The 17,091-nt window shown below is 56.8% G+C and carries 16 protein-coding genes; 5 read left to right on the top strand and 11 right to left on the bottom strand.

From position 1 onward, the window contains the following. Positions 1–66: 66 nt before the first annotated feature. The 5 genes from BT204_RS11005 to BT204_RS10985 all read right to left on the bottom strand — a co-directional run bounded on the left by BT204_RS11005 (position 67) and on the right by BT204_RS10985 (position 5,193). Positions 67–1,251: an amidohydrolase family protein gene (locus BT204_RS11005; RefSeq protein WP_054920025.1), complete on the bottom strand. Its 1,185-nt coding sequence runs from the start codon at positions 1,249–1,251 to the stop codon at positions 67–69. 18 nt (positions 1,252–1,269) lie between these two features. Then, a complete protein-coding gene (locus BT204_RS11000) occupies positions 1,270–2,289 on the bottom strand; it encodes a TauD/TfdA family dioxygenase (RefSeq protein WP_034126600.1) in 1,020 nt (339 codons plus the stop codon). Between the two features lie 142 nt (positions 2,290–2,431). Beyond that, positions 2,432–3,502, bottom strand: coding sequence for a fatty acid desaturase family protein (locus tag BT204_RS10995; RefSeq protein WP_072446814.1), 1,071 nt, complete (start codon positions 3,500–3,502; stop codon positions 2,432–2,434). Between the two features lie 180 nt (positions 3,503–3,682). After that, entirely contained in the window at positions 3,683–4,219 is a 537-nt protein-coding gene (locus tag BT204_RS10990) for a hypothetical protein (RefSeq protein WP_052199952.1), read from the bottom strand. 14 nt (positions 4,220–4,233) lie between these two features. After that, entirely contained in the window at positions 4,234–5,193 is a 960-nt protein-coding gene (locus tag BT204_RS10985) for an isopenicillin N synthase family dioxygenase (protein WP_034126602.1), read from the bottom strand. Between the two features lie 278 nt (positions 5,194–5,471). Here BT204_RS10985 and BT204_RS10980 point away from each other — a divergent pair, with 278 nt between their 5' ends. After that, entirely contained in the window at positions 5,472–6,431 is a 960-nt protein-coding gene (locus tag BT204_RS10980; protein WP_072446812.1) for a LysR substrate-binding domain-containing protein, read from the top strand. A gap of 32 nt (positions 6,432–6,463) precedes the next feature. Here BT204_RS10980 and BT204_RS10975 read toward each other — a convergent pair whose 3' ends face one another. The 3 genes from BT204_RS10975 to BT204_RS10965 all read right to left on the bottom strand — a co-directional run bounded on the left by BT204_RS10975 (position 6,464) and on the right by BT204_RS10965 (position 10,529). Beyond that, positions 6,464–7,399, bottom strand: a complete 936-nt coding sequence (locus BT204_RS10975; protein WP_034126603.1) for a LysR family transcriptional regulator — start codon at positions 7,397–7,399, stop codon at positions 6,464–6,466. A gap of 137 nt (positions 7,400–7,536) precedes the next feature. Then, positions 7,537–8,724, bottom strand: coding sequence for a cyanate transporter (locus BT204_RS10970; protein ID WP_072446810.1), 1,188 nt, complete (start codon positions 8,722–8,724; stop codon positions 7,537–7,539). Positions 8,725–8,906: 182 nt separating this feature from the next. Then, entirely contained in the window at positions 8,907–10,529 is a 1,623-nt protein-coding gene (locus tag BT204_RS10965) for a 5-guanidino-2-oxopentanoate decarboxylase (RefSeq protein ID WP_072446808.1), read from the bottom strand. A gap of 111 nt (positions 10,530–10,640) precedes the next feature. Here BT204_RS10965 and BT204_RS10960 point away from each other — a divergent pair, with 111 nt between their 5' ends. Continuing rightward, on the top strand, positions 10,641–11,513 hold the full coding sequence (locus BT204_RS10960) for a LysR substrate-binding domain-containing protein (protein ID WP_054920015.1): 873 nt from the start codon (positions 10,641–10,643) through the stop codon (positions 11,511–11,513). Positions 11,514–12,026: 513 nt separating this feature from the next. On the opposite strand, the gene BT204_RS10955 is transcribed toward BT204_RS10960, so the two are convergent. Both BT204_RS10955 and BT204_RS10950 read right to left on the bottom strand, forming a co-directional pair. After that, on the bottom strand, positions 12,027–12,641 hold the full coding sequence (locus BT204_RS10955) for an NAD(P)-dependent oxidoreductase (RefSeq protein ID WP_034126607.1): 615 nt from the start codon (positions 12,639–12,641) through the stop codon (positions 12,027–12,029). Between the two features lie 34 nt (positions 12,642–12,675). Next, a complete protein-coding gene (locus BT204_RS10950) occupies positions 12,676–13,542 on the bottom strand; it encodes an MBL fold metallo-hydrolase (RefSeq protein ID WP_060764432.1) in 867 nt (288 codons plus the stop codon). 105 nt (positions 13,543–13,647) lie between these two features. Here BT204_RS10950 and BT204_RS10945 point away from each other — a divergent pair, with 105 nt between their 5' ends. Together BT204_RS10945 and BT204_RS28110 are read left to right on the top strand one after the other, a co-directional pair. Beyond that, a complete protein-coding gene (locus tag BT204_RS10945) occupies positions 13,648–14,553 on the top strand; it encodes a LysR family transcriptional regulator (protein ID WP_034126609.1) in 906 nt (301 codons plus the stop codon). Positions 14,554–14,644: 91 nt separating this feature from the next. Next, on the top strand, positions 14,645–14,824 hold the full coding sequence (locus BT204_RS28110; RefSeq protein WP_003189580.1) for a hypothetical protein: 180 nt from the start codon (positions 14,645–14,647) through the stop codon (positions 14,822–14,824). Here BT204_RS28110 and BT204_RS10935 read toward each other — a convergent pair. Then, on the bottom strand, positions 14,817–15,692 hold the full coding sequence (locus tag BT204_RS10935) for a helix-turn-helix domain-containing protein (protein WP_014717471.1): 876 nt from the start codon (positions 15,690–15,692) through the stop codon (positions 14,817–14,819). The genes BT204_RS28110 and BT204_RS10935 overlap by 8 nt on opposite strands. A gap of 189 nt (positions 15,693–15,881) precedes the next feature. Here BT204_RS10935 and pobA point away from each other — a divergent pair, with 189 nt between their 5' ends. Next, positions 15,882–17,066, top strand: a complete 1,185-nt coding sequence (gene pobA, locus BT204_RS10930) for a 4-hydroxybenzoate 3-monooxygenase (protein WP_169918859.1) — start codon at positions 15,882–15,884, stop codon at positions 17,064–17,066. Positions 17,067–17,091: the final 25 nt, after the last annotated feature.

Genomic DNA, 17,091 nt, shown 5'->3' with positions numbered 1-17,091 from the left:
TAATCTCGGGCAGAATTCTATGCATAAGAGTGCTCTCGAGGCGACGTCCCTTTCGGGACGCTGCTATTAGGTACGCAGAGTTATTTCAGGTGTGACAGATGGCGGTGGCGAGTTCCTGGATTGCCTCACGACCAGGCGCCCATCGATCAGAATCGAGGTAATACTTGGAAGGTCACCACTGCTGAAACTTCCAAGTACGCTGGGTTGCGCTCCTCCCAAAGGCCCACAGGCGATCAGAATGTCGGCTTCTCTTCCGACGCCCAGAATCCCCCGATTCAACTTTCTCACCTTGGCGGTGTTACCCGTTGCGAAACAGACGGCCTTTTCCGGTGGAACGTCGCCGAAACTACTGAGCAAGGCAATTGCCCTGAGCATGCCAAGCGCGGGAACCCCACATCCGGCAGGGGAATCCGTGCCAATGACGATACGGTCCAGTTGGTTCATTTCTCGTGCGTAATTCAGGGTGGTGACCGCCGCGAACTCGTTGCCGTTATGTACGATTTCCAGGGCACCCAGACAGCCTTCACACAGGCATCTGATTTGGCTGGGTGCCAGTGCGGTATAGCCGCCATTGATGTGCCCGATGATATCGGGCGCAATTTCAAGGATCTCTTCTGCACCCATGCTCTGGGAGGTAGAAATTGAAGGACCGCCCGTGTGGGTAATGGAGGTCATACCGTGTTTGCGAGCCATCTTGACCAATTCAGCTGCACGACTGACTGACTTGACCGGGCCTATCCCGACCTCTCCCAGTTGGTTGATGCCTTGAGCAACCATTGCGGCGAAATCCTCATCCGAAAACTCATCGTTGAGCAGTGGCGCGCCGGCTTCCATTTTTATTCCGCTAGGGCGCGCATTGGAGAAAGAGCGCTGCGCTGCGATTGCCATGGCGATAGTACCGACCCTGTCGGTCGGTAGCCCCGGAACGTGCACTTCCCCGGCAGAGATCATGGTCGTCACGCCGCCCTGCAAGGAGTGCCAGATCCAATTGTGGTTGCCAGAGCGCGGGCTGTACTCACCCAGGGTCGGGTGAGTGTGGTTGTCGATCAAACCTGGCATGACCGTGCTCTGCTTGGCGTCAATCAGCAGGTCTGCGTGTGAAAAATCCACATCTGCTGCCTGACCAACGTAGGTGATCATGCCATCAACACTGACGAGGGTGTCTGCTGTAATGAGTGGAGACGCGAGATCACCCGTGAGGAAAGTGCCTATATTATGAATAATTGATGTATATGGGTTATGGTTCGACATTTAATTTATCTCTTTATATCATCGAGTAACGGGTTCGAAGATCCGCGCGCCACACTTGTTGAATGAACGGAAGTTCCACAAGTTATTCGTGATGAACAAACGCTGGATCCAACGATACGCATGCCCCTCTGGATCGAAACTGGGGGTGAACTTGTCACGCGAATGGAGCATGAAACGATTGTTGATGTACACCAACTTGCCAGGTTGAATGTCCAGCGGCCGCGCTACGCTTTTAAGCGCGTTGTAAAACCTCAACAGGGTATTTTGTGCTTCGTGATCAGCGGCAATTACCATGTCCGGGTAAAACGCAGCAGTGACTCTAGGGTGAGTCAGCGGGCCGCTCAGAATTGGGTACACATGAGTTTCTTTCGCGCCTGCGGCACTGTTCCTCCAGCGGTAGGGCTGACGAATGATGAAATGTTTGCCATATAGGATTTCAATATCGGCCTGTTCCAGAACCTGAAGGGCTTCCCTCGCATCGGCCACCCAGGTTTTCGGGCCCACCCCGGCAGGGTCACCGCGAACGCCGAGAAGCAGAAGAGCCAGCGGCGAGGTGTCTCCACGGGAGTCATAAGCCTGAAAGGCATTTTCGGTGTGCAGGTCCAACTCCAGGTCCGAACCGTTGCCGGTATACTCGCCTACGGCCTCCGGATGCGGTACCAAGTCATTGACCAGTTTTGGCCCCTCATGCTTGATGGAGTAGGGCTCCGCTATCAAACTGCCCAGGGCAACCAGCACATTTTCAGAAAGATAACCACTTTTGAAGTTCAAGCTATTAGCGTCGCCTTGCGGGCTGCCAAATGTGTCATCAATCGGAAGGTTCTCAAATACACAATAAGAAGCATCGTCATCTTTAAGTGATTCAAGCTTTTTTAGAAGTCGCGCGGGAAACTTTTGATAAGCGGTCATGCGAATGAGGTGGATGTAGTCTCGCCCTCCCGTTGGCTCGTAACAAATGTCTATGAGCGCGTCCCGAATACTCTCTTTTTCAACAGCCGTCAGCCAGAAGCTGTTGGCGTCTGCACATGAATCGTCCACACGCACTCCTTTATAGATCTGATTGATTTGTCATGAGTTGAGTTATAAGTAAGTTACGACTTTCAAGCGCTGAGGTGGGGGTCTCCGTATCCACGACCTGACAGTGTCCATGCTTTGATAAGGCCCGACCTGAGTGGGTGACTCAACCTAAGAGCTTATCTGTGTACGCACCGGTGAAATGGTGGGTGTTAAATTGGCCATCAGCATCGTAGGGTTGTCCTTCATCGGTGCTGATGATTCTTGATAACCGCCCACGATGGTAGGCAGTCATGAAGTTGAAGAATGGCGTGCTTTCTTCTCTTGTGTCCGTTATTCCGTAAAGCCTCAACTGTTTGGTTATGGCAGCTTCCAGTTGTGGCAACATATACCAAGGGCATGTTGGAAAGCAGTGGTGGGCCGCGTGGTAACCAAAATTCAAAATAATCAGATTGAGGAAGGTAAACTTTCTTGCCACCGGTACGGAGAAGGTATTCTGGATTTCGTAGTGTTTTCCATGGGTTAGCTTTTCTCCCGCCGTATACACCTGCTGGAAAGAATGCTGGAAACAGTCGACGAATCGTACGATGTGTATCCTAAGGAAGGAGGAGGCTTGCCATACCACCACAAGTATCAGGGAGAACCGGGCAAACGTAGCGAAGGCTACAATGTAAATGCACAGGCTTCCAATACCCCTTGCAACTTCGCGCCTGCTGCCGCTGAATATCACGGAGTAAATATTGGTAAGCTTGATCACATAGTAGAAGGCGGGAAGATATATTTTTTCTGCAACAATGATTGCACTGAATAGCCTCGGATGAGCGACAGCAAAGTGACCACTATCAAACCCACCAATATCAATTTTTTCGGCATGATGGCGAACATGATCTTTTCTATAGGCTTCAAATGAAAAGAAAGAGAGGCCGTTAAGGAAAGACAGCAACTCTCCGATGACAGAATTGACTTTCTTCGACTTGAAAACAGAATTGTGCGCGCAATCGTGGCTCAGGTACCAGGACCAGATTTTGGCAAGGGCAATCAAGATAATCGCACCGAGTACCGCAACGATCTGTTGAGTATACGCCAGGAATATGCCCCCTACAGTGAAGGATGCTATTGCACTTAGTATCATCACCGATGGCAACAGTCTTCGCTCTTTAGCTATTGAAATAAGCAGGGTTTTCACGTTGGCGTCTTTGATGGCGCGCAGATAATTATCAGCATACAGTAAAGACATCTCATCACCTTCAAGAGCAAAATCACTGAAACGCTTATTGAGCTGGTTTGGGGGCTAGCATTGAACAACCGATCATGCCTGGACAGGTGTAATCACTTCCGTGCGCATGTGGAACTAACGGCGGGGTTTGAATATGTGTGCATACACAATGCCAAAGATGTATTGCAGGTGTACGGCTGGCTAGGGTTCTTTTGCTGTTGCATCTGGCACCAGTGAAGGTGGTACTAGCGAGACCGTAGCGTGCGTATCCGCATCCACGGGTTGTTCGCTGCTACTGGATTTGTAGCCGATCAGTATCACGCCGACGATGCACAATAAAACACCGGCAATATTTAAATAAGAGAGTCCTTCTTTAAGCAGAAATACCCCGATGAAGCCGAGCGCAATATTGATAATGGCGCCGGTAACGATATTGCCCGTACTGAGGTCCCATCCACTGCGATACATCATCAAAAAGCCGATTTCCATCATCAAGATGCAAAACGCGATGCCTCCCTGAAGCCAGGTCATTTGCTTCAAACCCGCGAGTAACGTTCCACTGCCCAAAAAAAACGGCAACATCAAGGTGGACAGGATAACGATCGCCACATAAATACTGACAATTGAAACCAAGGGGTTGATCGTAGACGGTATTTTCTTCATGAGCATGTGATAGCCCACGGTGCCCAGTATCGCTACGATCGCTGATAGATAGAATGTGTATTCTTTACCTAGCACGTTCAATACTCCTACTAGTTGGGTTCAAGTTCACGAAATGTGGTGGTTTCCAAGAACCTCTGGTCCATGTACTCACCCGCGATGATCGCTCCGTATTTCGCAGGACTGCCGTCTGCGCAACAGCTGGGCAGGCACTCCACTTTGGCGGTGTAGTCTGGGTCCATAAAGAACGCCGCCGAATGGCGTAATTTGCCGGAGGTATTTATCACTCGATGCAGCGTTGCCTTGTAACGGTCATTCGTCCAGCGAGACATTAGATCCCCGACATTGACGACAAAGGCATTTGGGATGGGTTTGACTTTGATCCAGGTGCCGTTGGCACTCTGTACCTCCAACCCCCCGGTGGCACTTTCCGAGATCATCGTGATCCAGCCGAAGTCTGTATGCTCTCCAGCACCCATCGGCGCTCCCTGCGTATATTGGGTGGAGGGATAACGCAGGACTCTCAATTGGGCCATCGGCTTCTTGAATTTATCATCGAAGTAATCGATCGGCATATTGAGCGCAAGGGCAAACACGTTTAGCAGTTTTTTTCCGAACGCAAGCATTTGCGAGTGATATTCCCTCATCGCAAGCTTGAAGTCGGGTAATTCCTCTGGCCATACATTGGGGCCGTAAAAAGGTAATTTGGCTTTTACGAACTCGTCGTCAAGCGACAAGTCCGCGGCCATGTCAAAACCCTCTTTGACATCGCCCAATATGCCATCCGACTTATCAGCGCCTTCGCTAAAGTAGCCACGCATATAGGGGGATTTATGAATTTCGATTTTTTCCTTGGCCTGAACAGGCAGATCAAAAAACGATTCTATTTGAGAGAAGACAGTTGAAATAAGCGTGTTATCTACACCGTGATTGACGACGGTGAAAAATCCGACCTCCCTGCACGCGTTGTCGATCTCCTTTACTAGACGTGGTGATATCTCTGCTCCCTGCGTCAAACTACCGACGTCAATGATAGGTATGTTCTTTTCCATGAATGCACCATTTGCTCTAAAAAAGGCGCAACGAGACCTACTCCATGAACGCTGAAGTGCACTCAGGGGTAGACCGTATATAGGCCAGTGTCATTTAGTTAGACTAAAGAATTTCGTCAATCCGCAAGCGCGGTCAGTATGGACTCGACATTCTCGATCGACGCGCCTCCTGTTACCGGCTAGGTGGCGTAGCCTAGAATTCACTTCTATGAAAGCGAAGGCAAATCAGATAAAGTAAGCCTGGCTTAGTTTTTTTACCATGGAAGGGGGATTGATTAATGTTCGCAAAATTGCCGTTGACAGCCATTCGTGCATTTGAATCTGCCGCAAGACTCGGTGGGTTTAAAGCAGCCTCCGCGGAGTTGTTTGTTACCCCAGCGGCAGTATCACAACAAATAAAAACACTAGAGAACTTACTGGGCAGTATGCTTTTTGTGCGCACTCCCCACGGTGTTCAACTCACAGCGAACGGTGAGAGGCTATATTCAAAGGTGCATCTTTCGTTTCTGGATATAAGCGGTAGTATGTCTTCGCTCAAGCCACCCGCCGACTCCAACACACTCCGAGTTTCTACCACGCCGGCATTTGCGTCTTTATGGTTGATCCCTCGGCTGGCGAAATTTTATAGCGAACATCCAGACATTCATGTCAGTGTTGAAACCAGTAATGAAGTGGTGGATTTGTTTCGTGACTCATCTGTTGATTTAGCGATTCGTTGTGGGTTTCGCGATTTTCCAGACTTGTACAGCCACGCGCTTATGCGCGAACAGTTTGGTGTTTTCTCTCATGCCCACTGGAGGCAAGAGGAAGTTGAAGCTTCGTTGAAACTTATAAATATACGTTGGGCGACGTCATCGCCCGCTTCAATTAGTTGGGCGTCCTGGTGCGCGGCTGCGAATCATGAAGGTTGGCTATCAAACGCGGTCTATCGTGAATACAACGATGAGCATTTTGCGCTCCAGGCCGCTATTGCCGGGCATGGCTTGACGCTGGCGAGCACGGTCTTGGCGGCAGACTATGTTGCGAATGGATTGCTGATTCCTTACAGGCCCGACATCAAGATTCCGGGCGCGCAGTTTTCAGCTGTATGCGTGCCGGGGCGTGAGCGTTCAGGTGCCGTAAAGCAGTTTCTGGCGTGGATGGTCAAAGTAATAGCAGACTGCCATATCGATTGCCCTGTCGCTCGGGATGTCGCGTCACAGGCTGTCACTAAGCGCCGAACGTCACTGGCTATCTGATTAGGGTGTGGAGAGCTTGATCAGGCGCGTTCCTATAACAAACCCTGATCCGCACACACCTTCACCACTTGTTCCCGAAACCAGGTATTGGCGCTGTCCTGCCCACTGGTTTCGTTCCACTGCATATCCAGGGTGAATCCCGGCAAACCGTTAGGTGCTTCGCAAACACCGAATGCCGGCGCCGGTGCCAGTAACTTTTGCACGCGGCGGGGCAAGGTGACGATGAAGTCGGTGCCGGCAATCATCTTCAATGCCGCGCTGTAGCTGTTGGCCCGTGCAATCACCTGACGCTTGCGGGCCTGGCGCGCAAGCCAGCCATCGATCATGTTGGTGTCGGAGGTCCACGGCGTAGGGAATACGTGGCGCCGCTCAACGAAGGATTGCAGGCTGAACGCCTGTTCTCTCGGCGCTGAGCGTTGGTCGCACACGCAGACCAAGTCGTCCTCCAACAGCATCTGGGTCTTGAAGTCTTTGTGAGCGCGGTGAAAGTGCGGGCCGAAGCAGATCACCAAGTCCAGGCGACCCTCACGCAGGTCGTCGGCGGGGATGTCGGTCTCCAGCTTCTGCACATTGACGATTACCGGCAGGTCGGCATGGTCGAAGCGCTTCAGCAGGCGCGGCAGGATCAACTGTTCGAAATATTCCGGCGCGCACACATTGAAGGTCACGGCCTGTTGGGTCGGATCAAAAGCCTGGCCACCGGCATGGCACAGGTTGATGCTTTCCAGAATCTTGTGCACGTGCTCGTACATGGTGGTGGCCTTGTACGTAGGACGCATGCCTGCGCGGGTGTTGATAAACAGCTCATCTTCAAAGCTGGTGCGCAGCTTCTTCAGGCTATAGCTCACGGTGGACTGGCTGACGAACAGCGTTTCAGACACCTCGGTAACGCTGCTCTGGTCGTAGACGGCGATGAACACCATCAAATCCTGCATATCGAGCTTTCTGAGCAAGTTACTGTTTAGCATCGGTTTCGTCCGTAAACCCTTTGTACCGAACTCAGTACAAGACTGAGCAAAATGTTAACGGAACGCTCGTACCAATAGAAAGCTCTGTAGGACCCTTCAATGTTTTGTGTGGGACAAAAAATGTTTGTAATACGACGTCAGCGGATATGGCGTGCGTAATGCGCCGGGTTGAAACGCATGACGATCAGCAGCATCAGCCCGCTCACTGCCATCAATGACCACCAGGCCCATTCGAAGCTGCCCAATTGGTCGCGGATTATGCCGGCAATGAGCGGCGACAGGCCGGCGATCAGATAACCGATGCCCTGCACAAACGCGGTAAGGACACCGGCGCGGCGCGGGTTGTCGAGGTGGTCCAGGGACAGGATCAGGCTCATCGGAAACAGGCCGCCAATCCCCAGGCCGAGCAGGCATGGCCACAACAGGCTCCAGTGTTGCGGGCTGAGAATGAGCCCGCAGAAACCCAGGATGATCAGCACCAGCAACACCGCCACCACGCCACGCTTATCCTGGCGGCGGTTGGCGATGGCCGGGGTGACCAGGCCGGAGATCACTTCCATGGCGGTCAAGAAGCCCAGCAGCAAGCCGGCATTCTGTTCACTCCAACCCTGCTCGACGTAGTAGGGCGCCAGCCACGCCAGCACACAGGTGTAGGACGCAGTGCCGAGGCCAAAAAAGATCGCCAGCAACCAGGCGCGGCGATTGCTGAAAAAAGCCTCTTGAGGGCCCGAGCCGGCTTGAGGCAACGGCGGAAGTGCCGCACGCTGGGCATACCAGAACACCAGGGCCAGCAACGCCAGCAGTGCCCAGATAGCCAGGCCGATACGCCAACTGCCGGTCCGGGCTTGCACCAACGGCGAGAACGAAGCAGCCAGGGCCGCGCCGCCCATGATCGCGGTGACATACAGGCCCATGAATAACGAGACATTGGCGCTGAACCGCGACTTGATCAGCGCCGGCATCAATGCCTGAATCAGCGCAATGCCGACTCCCGCCGCGATGGCACTCACTATCAGCTCCAGTGCCGAATCCAGGAACAACCGCGACAAGGTCGCCAGCCCAATCACCAGCAGCGACAGCACAATGCTGCGATGCTCGCCCACGCGCTTGGCCAGGCCCATGCCAAAGAACATCGCCAGGCCCATGGCCATGACCGGCAACATGGTCAGTAAGGCGGCGCTGCTGAAACTTAGCGGCACATCCGCACGAATCGACGCCAGCAAGGGCCCCACGGCCGCCATCGAGGGGCGCAAGTTGAGAGCGACGAGCACTACGCTGATCATCAGCCATAGTGCCGAGGTGGATTTTGCCTGAACGTTTTCCATGGGCCTGCCTTGAATGAACAAGGGCGAATCAGGCCATGGAGCGTGCAGCGGGGCAAATCAGAAAGTCGCAGGGGCTATTGAAAAAATGCGGATGCCGAGTGGTGAGGTAAGCGCGCATAGGGCGTTGGCTGGCAGGGCGTCACGGGAGCAAGCTCCCCCGCCACAGGTCCAGCGTTGCGGGATTACAGATTCGTCAACTCCCACCGCCCTTGGTCGATTTCAAGCAGCGTCGGCCCCTGGCGGTCAGCAGCAGCATGCAATGCGGTGCGAAGATGTTCGATGCCGCGGATGCTTTCTGCCGCGCAACCCAGGGCCGTGGCCACGCCGATAAAGTCCGGCGTGTAGATGTCCACACCCACCGGCTCGATATCACGGTTGACCATGTATTTCTTGATCTCTTCATAACCCTGGTTATTCCACAGCAGCACGATCACAGGAGTACGGGCCTCCACCGCGCTGGCCAGTTCCGGCAAGGTGAATTGCAAACCGCCGTCGCCGATCAGGCACACCACCGCTTGGCCATCGCCGCGCCCGAGCCAGGCACCCATGGCGGCGGGCAGGGCATAACCCAGGGTGCCGTAACCGGTGGAGGAATTGAACCAGCGGCGTGGGTGGTCGAGGTTAAGGGTCAGGTTGCCGCTGTACACCGGTTGAGTGGAGTCGCCCACGAACACCACGCCGGGCAATTCCTCCAGAACGGCGTTGAGAAACCGGGTTTGCGCACGCGTCGAAGCGCCCCAGGCAGGTTCCAGCTCGGCCCACAAACGGGCGACGCGTGCTGCACCCCAGTCGGCAGTGCGCGGCGCCAGCGGCTGGCGGTTGATTTCGGTAAGCAGGGCTTGGGCGGCAATGCGCGCATCGGCCACCAGTGCCACTTGGGGCGGGTAGTTGCGTACGGTCTGGTCCGGGTCGATATCGATGCGCAGCAGCGTTCCGGGAATGTTGAAACCGCCGGCGAAGGTGACGTCGTAGTCGGTCTCCGCCAACTCGGTGCCGATCGCCAATACCACGTCAGCTTCAGCCACCAAGGCACGGGTGGCGGGCAGTGTCTGCGTGGAGCCGATCAGCAGCGGGTGCGCGGCGGGCAACATGCCCTTGGCGTTAATGGTCAAGGCCACGGGCGCGCCGAGGGTTTCTGCGAGGTGGGTCAGTTCGGTGGCGGCGTCAATGGCGCCGCCACCGGCCAGAATCAGCGGGCGCTTGGCCGCAGCCAGCCACTGGCGCATCTGCTCAATGGCAGCCGGTGCTGCGCCGGCACGGGTGACGCTGACAGGCGTGCTGCCCAGCAACGCGTCGGCATTTTCCACCAACACATCAAGGGGGATCTCGATATGCACCGGGCGCGGCCGACCAGCCTGGAACAACGCAAACGCCCGCGCCAGCACGGCGGGCAGTTCGGCCGCTGACATCAAGGTATGGGAGAACGCCGCCACCCCGGCCACCAGCGCGCTCTGGTTCGGCAGTTCATGCAACTTGCCGCGCCCGCCGCCCAACTGGCTGCGTGCCTGCACGCTGGAAATCACCAGCATCGGGATCGAGTCGGCATAGGCCTGGCCCATGGCGGTGGTGATATTGGTCATGCCGGGGCCGGTGATGATAAAGCACACGCCGGGCTTGCCAGAGGTGCGCGCATAACCGTCGGCCATGAAGCCGGCGCCCTGTTCGTGGCGCGGGGTGACATGTCGGATACTGGAACGCGCCAGGCCCCGGTACAGCTCCACGGTGTGCACGCCGGGAATGCCGAACACGTGGTCCACGCCGTAGCGTTCCAGGAGGTGCACCAATACTTCGCCGCAGGTCGCCATACAGGTCGCTCTTGTGATGGATTCGAAGCGCTATTGGAGCGGTTGGCCGGTGGCGGCAACAATCGATAAAAAGTCATACTCGCCATGTCCTCCCGTCATGGCTGCGCCCCGATGAAACGCCTCCCTCCGTTACCTGCGTTGCACACCTTCTGGGTCACGGCCCAGTGCTGCAACTTCACCCGTGCCGCCGAACACCTGCACATCACCCAGGGCGCGGTGAGCCGGCAGGTGGCCGGGTTGGAAAGCCAGTTGGGCTATGCCTTGTTCCGGCGCCAGGCGCGGGGCTTGAGCCTGACGGAGGAGGGGCGCGAATGGCTGGCGTGCGCGCAACAGGTGTTTGGCTTGCTCGCTGACGCGGTGGAGCACATCGGTGACCGGCGCCGCACCTTGCAGCTCAAAGCGTCCACCTGCGTGATGCGCTGGTTGTTGCCGCGCTTGCTGCAATGGCAAAAAGAACGCCCGGATGTGCCGGTGGAGCTCACCACGACGGTGGCCTATAACGTCGACTTTCGTCGTGAGACGTTTGACGCGGCGGTGATCTACGGGCCCATCGCCGAGCAGTCCGCCGAGGCGCGGCATCTGTTCGACGAGCGTCTCACGCCGGTCTGCGTGCCTGGGTTGCTGGGCAGTTTGCGTACGCCGCAGGATTTGCAGCATCAGGTACTGTTGCACCCGACCCGAGACGAGCGCGATTGGACGTTGTGGCTCAAGGCTGCCAATGCCTGCTTGAGCGATCCCATCCAACGGCACCACTTCGAAACCTTGGACTTGGCAATGACCGTAGCGTCCCAGGGCACCGGGGTGGCGATGGGCGACAGTGCGCTGATTGGCGAGGATCTGAAGGCGGGGCGGTTGGCGATGCCGTTTGAACTGCGGGTGTCGACGGGGATGGGGTATTTCCTGGTGTATCCGCCGGGGAAGGAACCGTCGGTTGGGTTGGTCGCGCTGATGGATTGGTTGGTCAGTGAAGCCAGTGTGGGATGACAGCCAACGCCAATCTACCTGACTCGCCGCGATCCAAATGTGGGAGCTGGCTTGCTCGCGATGACGGCCTCCCAGGCGACACATATCTACCTGACACCCCCGCAATCCAACTGTGGGAGCGGGCTTGCTCGCGAAGGCGGCCTGGCAGGCGACACAGTTGGATTGTGTACATATCCATTCCTGCGGTAACGGCCACCTAGGGTTCCGCTTTTACAGCGGGTCACTTTTGGAAAAGAGCCCCAAAAGTAACCAAAAGGGCTCTTGCCCCACCACTCGGCACCTCGCCTAGGCTCGGTGTGCCCGTAATCCGCCAGTGATTTGGGGGGCCGCCGCCACGCGCCATCCATGGCGCGGGGCGGCTAAACCGGCATCCCTGCCGGTTTACCCCCCAAATCCCTGTCGAATTCCGGCCAGCGTGGTTTAACGGGGCGCTTAATATCAAGATCAAAAGCAGATCAAGAGCAGATCAAGAGCTACTCGCTTCGCATCGTGTTTAGCGTTGACGGCGTTGGGTCAGTAACCGACGGTAAAGCGCTGGCGCGAATGCTTCGGTGTTTCCACTTCATCCAGCATGGCGATGGCGAAGTCGGCAAAACTGATCGAGCTATTGCCGTCACTGTCCATCAGCAGCTCATCCTTGCCCAGGCGGAATTTGCCCGTGCGCTCGGTGCCGTCGAACAGGGCCGATGGCGACAGGAAGGTCCAATCCAGCTCCTTTTCCTGACGCAACGTTTCCAGGAAGTCAGCCCCGGCACTGGCTTCAGCTTTATATTCAGCCGGGAACCCTTCGCTGTCGATCACGCGCCCGCCACCGGGCAACAACAGCGAACCTGCGCCGCCGACCACCAACAAACGTTTCACCCCGGCCTTTTTCACCGGGCCGATCACGGCGCTGGCGGGAAGGGTGGCGAAGTGCGCCGCGCTGATCACCACGTCGCTACCGCTGATGGCGTGTTGCAAGGCCTCGGCATCCAGGGCATCAACCTGTTTGACCGTAACGCCTGGGCGCACAGCCAGCTTGTCGGTATTGCGGGCGATGGCGGTGACGGTATGCCCGCGACGCAGCGCTTCTTCCAGCAGTTGGCTACCGGCGCGGCCGGTGGCACCAATGATTGCAATCTTGCTCATGATGTTCTCCAACAGGGTTAAGGTTTAAAGCCAGTTACCACTTCATTTCGCCCTTGGCGACTTTGGCGCTCAGTTCCAGCGAGCTTTCGTCGGCGAGGGTGGGGTAGCGTTTTTTCATGGCCGCAATCAGGGCGGCGGAGTCCTTGGCCTTGGCGGTTTCGAGGTCGAAGGCCTTGATGTAATCGGCGGTGAAGTTGACCGAGGCCAGCGATGGCGTGCCCAGGTAATGGCCTGGCACCACGGTGTTCGGTTTCAGGTCTTCAATGCGCTTGAGGGTGGCCAACCAGTCTTTATGGGATTGCGCGCTCTGGGTATCAGCCATCCAGACGTGGATGTTTTCAGCGATAACCACACCACCAACCACGGCCTTGATCGACGGGATCCACACAAAGCTGCGATCTGGCTGCGGGCCGTCGAGGCCCACCACTTCAAGCTGCTGTCCTTCCAGGGTCAGGCTGTGGCCTTTAAGTACCTGCGGTACAAGGGTCTTGGCCGGTTTGTCTGCGCCCATTTTCGGGCCCCAGAAGGCCAGCTTGTCGGCGACAGTGGCGTTGATATGGTCGACCACCGGCTGCGGCGCCAGCACCTTGGCGTCGGGGAAAGCGGCGGTGAGGGTGTCCAGGCCGAAGTAGTAGTCCGGGTCGCCATGGCTGATGTAGATGGTGGTCAGGCGTTTGCCGCTGGCGCGGATCTTCTGCACCAGTTGCTCGGCTTGGCCTTTGCCGAATTGCGCATCCACCAGGATCGCGTCTTTCTCGCCGCTCACCAGCACCGAGCTGACCGGGAAGATCGCGGCTTCGCCTGGGTTGTACACGTCCAGTTTCAGCTCTGCCGCCGCTGCGTGGGCAGCGAATGCCAGGGCGGCAGTAGCCAGGGTCAAGCGTTTGAAGGTCGAGAACATCGGGCAGCTCCTGCCATAGATAAGGGATGCACAGAGCTTAGTTGCATAAAACGCGACAAAAAATGCGATGCTGGGACATAGTTTGTTTCTAAAAGCGGGCAAATCATGGATCGTCTTCAAGCAATGCGCGTGTTTGTCACCGTGGTGGACCTGGGCAGCCAATCCGCCGCCGCCGACCACCTTGACCTGTCGCGCCCGGTGGTCTCGCGTTACCTGGCGGAGCTGGAAGACTGGGTGGGTGCACGCCTGCTGCACCGCACCACGCGCAAGCTCAGCCTCACTGCCGCCGGGGGGGAAACACTACCGCGTTGCCGGCAATTGTTGGACTTGTGTGGGGATATGCAGGCCGCCGTCAGCGAACCCGATGATGCACCCCGAGGTCTGTTGCGCCTGAGCGTCAGCACCTCGTTCGGCCAAGCGCAGCTGGGCGCGGCGATTGCCGAATACGTCAAGCTTTACCCCCTGGTGACGGTGGATTTGCAGATGCTTGATCGCACGGTGAACCTGGTGGACGAGCGCATCGACCTGGCGATCCGCACCAGCAATGATCTGGACCCTAACCTGATCGCCCGGCGCCTGACCGTATGTCGCTCGGTGGTGTGCGCCACACCGGCTTATCTGCGCGAGCATCCGGCGCCGCAGAAAGTCGAAGACCTGGCCCGGCACAATTGCCTGACTCACTCCTACTTCGGCAAGAGCCTGTGGCATTTCGAAGAAAACGGAGAGCACGTGTCGGTGCCGGTCCACGGCAATATCACGGCCAACGAGGCCAGCACGTTAATGCGCGTGACGCTGGCCGGGGCAGGGGTGGCAATGCTGCCCAGTTATCAGGCCGGCGAGCTGATTCGCAGTGGGGAGTTGGTGCGCTTGCTGCCGCACGCCGAGCCACGACAAATGAACATCTATGCGGTGTACGCCTCACGCAAACACATGCCTTCGGCGTTGCGTAGCCTCCTGGATTTCCTGGTGCTGCGCTTTCCTGAAGAGCCGGGTTGGGATGTCGGGCTTTGAGCTGAAATAAGCGCGCTGAATGGCATCGCATCAGGGCAAGTTGACCTATGCTTTAAACAGCACCCTGTAGATCCGTTCAGAGGTCTGTGCCATGAGCATTAAAACCAGAAAGTACCTGACAATTTTCACCCTCTGCGCATTGGCAACAGCGCTGTATGGGACTGCCGCCTACCGCGTCGAGCAAACGCGCATGCAGCCAGCGGCGTTCGCTATCAGCTGCCATCAGGACCAATGCGTTCCCCGCACCGGCAGTTTCAGTGCGCTCAGGTAGGCTGCTCTGCCTTCAGTTGTTCACGAAACGCTTTGGGTGAAAACCCGACCCTGCGGCGAAACAGCCGTGAGAAGTTGGTCGGGTCGGAAAAACCCAGCACCTCGGACATTTCATTGATGGTCATGCTGGTGTAGGTCAGCAGGCGCTTGGCTTCCAGCAATTGGCGGTCATGCATGATCTGCAATGCCGGTTGCCCACCCAATTCCCGACACGTCCCGTTCAAATGTGAGACCGAGATGCCCAGCTTGTGGGCCAGGTCTTCAATCTTCGGGTGTTCGCGGTAATGCTGTTCGACCAGTTGCGTAAACCGCCGAAAGTACTCACGACCCCGCGGCGCGCGTGGATGGCGGCGCTGGATCGCCTGGCGGCTGACCCATACCAACAACACGCTGACCAAGGCGTGCAGCATCATGTCCCGTGCCGGTTGGTCATCGGCGTATTCGTCCTGCAAGCGTACGAACAGGCTGTTCAAGTAATCGCTGTCCTTGCCCGCCGGGTAGCTGCCAAGTGTGTGCAGGCCATCGACGGTAGAGCCCAGTTGCGCCTGCAAGTGGCTGACCAGCGGCGCCGAAAGCGTTACCACAAACCCTTCCACGTCCTCGGAAAAACGAAAGCCATGCACGCACAGCGGTGGCAGCACTTGCAGGCTCGACTCGTTAAGCGTGGTGCGCTGGCCCTCGATTTCCAGTTGTGCCTGGCCTTTGTGCACATACAGCAACTGGCACAGGTCCGCGTGCCGGTGGGGCTGGATTTCCCACTGGTATTCCCGACTGCGCCGGGAAATGGTTTCGCAGTGCAACAAATCGGGAGTCGGCCACTGCTGGCTTTCCCCGTAAAGCTTGAAGACCGGAATCGCGGTTTTGGTCATGGTTTCAATCCGATACTCAGGATAATGGTTCGGTAATCGCCCCGATTGGCGAAAAGCACAGGTTTTGACGCAGTTTTCACCTTCTTATGAGCCTCACTCAAGTGAAAAATGTCAGCCACAAGAGCAATGACAACTCTTTCACTCCATACGTTCGCGTGAAGCTTGAAGGTCATAAAAATAATGAAAACCCTGAAAACCCAAGTCGCCATTATTGGTGCCGGTCCTTCCGGATTGCTGCTCGGCCAACTGCTGCACAACGCTGGCATCCAGACCCTCGTTCTAGAGCGTCAGAGCGCCGATTACGTACAAGGCCGTATCCGCGCCGGTGTGTTGGAACAGGGCATGGTCGACCTGCTGCGCGAAGCCGGCGTCAGCCAACGCATGGACGCCGAGGGTCTGGTGCACGACGGGTTTGATATTGCCCTCAATGGCCAACTCACCTCCATCGACCTCAAGGCCTTGACCGGCGGCCAGTCGGTGATGATCTACGGCCAGACCGAGGTCACCCGCGACCTGATGGCCGCCCGCGCAGCCGCGGGTGCCATTACCCTGTACGAAGCCTCCAATGTTCAGCCCCATGACCTGAAAAGTGAACAGCCATGGCTGACCTTCGAGCATGAAGGCCAAGCCTGTCGCCTGGAGTGCGACTACATTGCCGGCTGCGACGGTTTCCATGGCGTGGCCCGCCAGTCGATACCGGCGCAAGCGCTGAAGGTGTTCGAACGGGTCTATCCCTTCGGCTGGCTGGGCGTGCTGGCCGACACGCCGCCGGTACATGCCGAACTGGTGTACGCCAAACATGCGCGGGGTTTTGCGCTGTGCAGCATGCGGTCGCCGACCCGCAGCCGTTACTACCTGCAAGTGCCGGTCGAAGAGAAGCTGGAAGACTGGGCGGATGAACGTTTCTGGGATGAACTCAAAAGCCGCCTGCCCGGCTCATTGGCCGAACAATTGGTGACCGGCCCGTCAATCGAGAAAAGCATCGCGCCGCTGCGCAGCTTTGTGGTGGAACCCATGCAGTACGGGCGCCTGTTCCTGCTCGGCGATGCCGCGCACATTGTGCCGCCCACTGGTGCCAAGGGCTTGAACCTGGCAGCCAGTGATGTGAGCACCTTGTTCCGCATCTTGCTCAAGGTGTACCGCGAAGGGCGCCTGGACTTGCTGGAAAAATACTCGGCAATCTGCCTGCGCCGAGTGTGGAAAGCCGAGCGGTTTTCCTGGTGGATGACCTCGATGCTGCATCAGTTTCCCCAGGCGGATGACTTCAGCCAGCGTATTGCCGAAAGCGAACTGGACTATTTCATTCGCTCTGAGGCTGGGCGTAAAACCATCGCAGAAAATTACGTCGGCCTTCCTTACGAGCCTATCGAATAGCCTGCTATCGTATCGAGCATTCCCA

Source organism: Pseudomonas sp. NFPP02 (genome assembly GCF_900119355.1).
Lineage (GTDB): Bacteria > Pseudomonadota > Gammaproteobacteria > Pseudomonadales > Pseudomonadaceae > Aquipseudomonas > Aquipseudomonas paracarnis.
This window is presented reverse-complemented; position numbering and strand designations above follow the sequence as displayed.

Excerpts from the sequence above, each read along its gene's own strand:
- BT204_RS11005 (WP_054920025.1), bottom strand. The coding sequence starts at position 1,251 with ATGTCGAACCATAACCCATATACATCAATTATTCATAATATAGGCACT.
- BT204_RS10965 (WP_072446808.1), bottom strand. The coding sequence starts at position 10,529 with ATGGCGACCTGCGGCGAAGTATTGGTGCACCTCCTGGAACGCTACGGC.
- BT204_RS10985 (WP_034126602.1), bottom strand. The coding sequence starts at position 5,193 with ATGGAAAAGAACATACCTATCATTGACGTCGGTAGTTTGACGCAGGGA.
- BT204_RS10970 (WP_072446810.1), bottom strand. The coding sequence starts at position 8,724 with ATGGAAAACGTTCAGGCAAAATCCACCTCGGCACTATGGCTGATGATC.
- BT204_RS10945 (WP_034126609.1), top strand. The coding sequence starts at position 13,648 with ATGGATCGTCTTCAAGCAATGCGCGTGTTTGTCACCGTGGTGGACCTG.
- BT204_RS28110 (WP_003189580.1), top strand. The coding sequence starts at position 14,645 with ATGAGCATTAAAACCAGAAAGTACCTGACAATTTTCACCCTCTGCGCA.
- BT204_RS10960 (WP_054920015.1), top strand. The coding sequence starts at position 10,641 with ATGAAACGCCTCCCTCCGTTACCTGCGTTGCACACCTTCTGGGTCACG.
- BT204_RS10995 (WP_072446814.1), bottom strand. The coding sequence starts at position 3,502 with ATGTCTTTACTGTATGCTGATAATTATCTGCGCGCCATCAAAGACGCC.
- BT204_RS10975 (WP_034126603.1), bottom strand. The coding sequence starts at position 7,399 with ATGCTAAACAGTAACTTGCTCAGAAAGCTCGATATGCAGGATTTGATG.
- BT204_RS10935 (WP_014717471.1), bottom strand. The coding sequence starts at position 15,692 with ATGACCAAAACCGCGATTCCGGTCTTCAAGCTTTACGGGGAAAGCCAG.
- BT204_RS10950 (WP_060764432.1), bottom strand. The coding sequence starts at position 13,542 with ATGTTCTCGACCTTCAAACGCTTGACCCTGGCTACTGCCGCCCTGGCA.
- BT204_RS10980 (WP_072446812.1), top strand. The coding sequence starts at position 5,472 with ATGTTCGCAAAATTGCCGTTGACAGCCATTCGTGCATTTGAATCTGCC.
- BT204_RS10955 (WP_034126607.1), bottom strand. The coding sequence starts at position 12,641 with ATGAGCAAGATTGCAATCATTGGTGCCACCGGCCGCGCCGGTAGCCAA.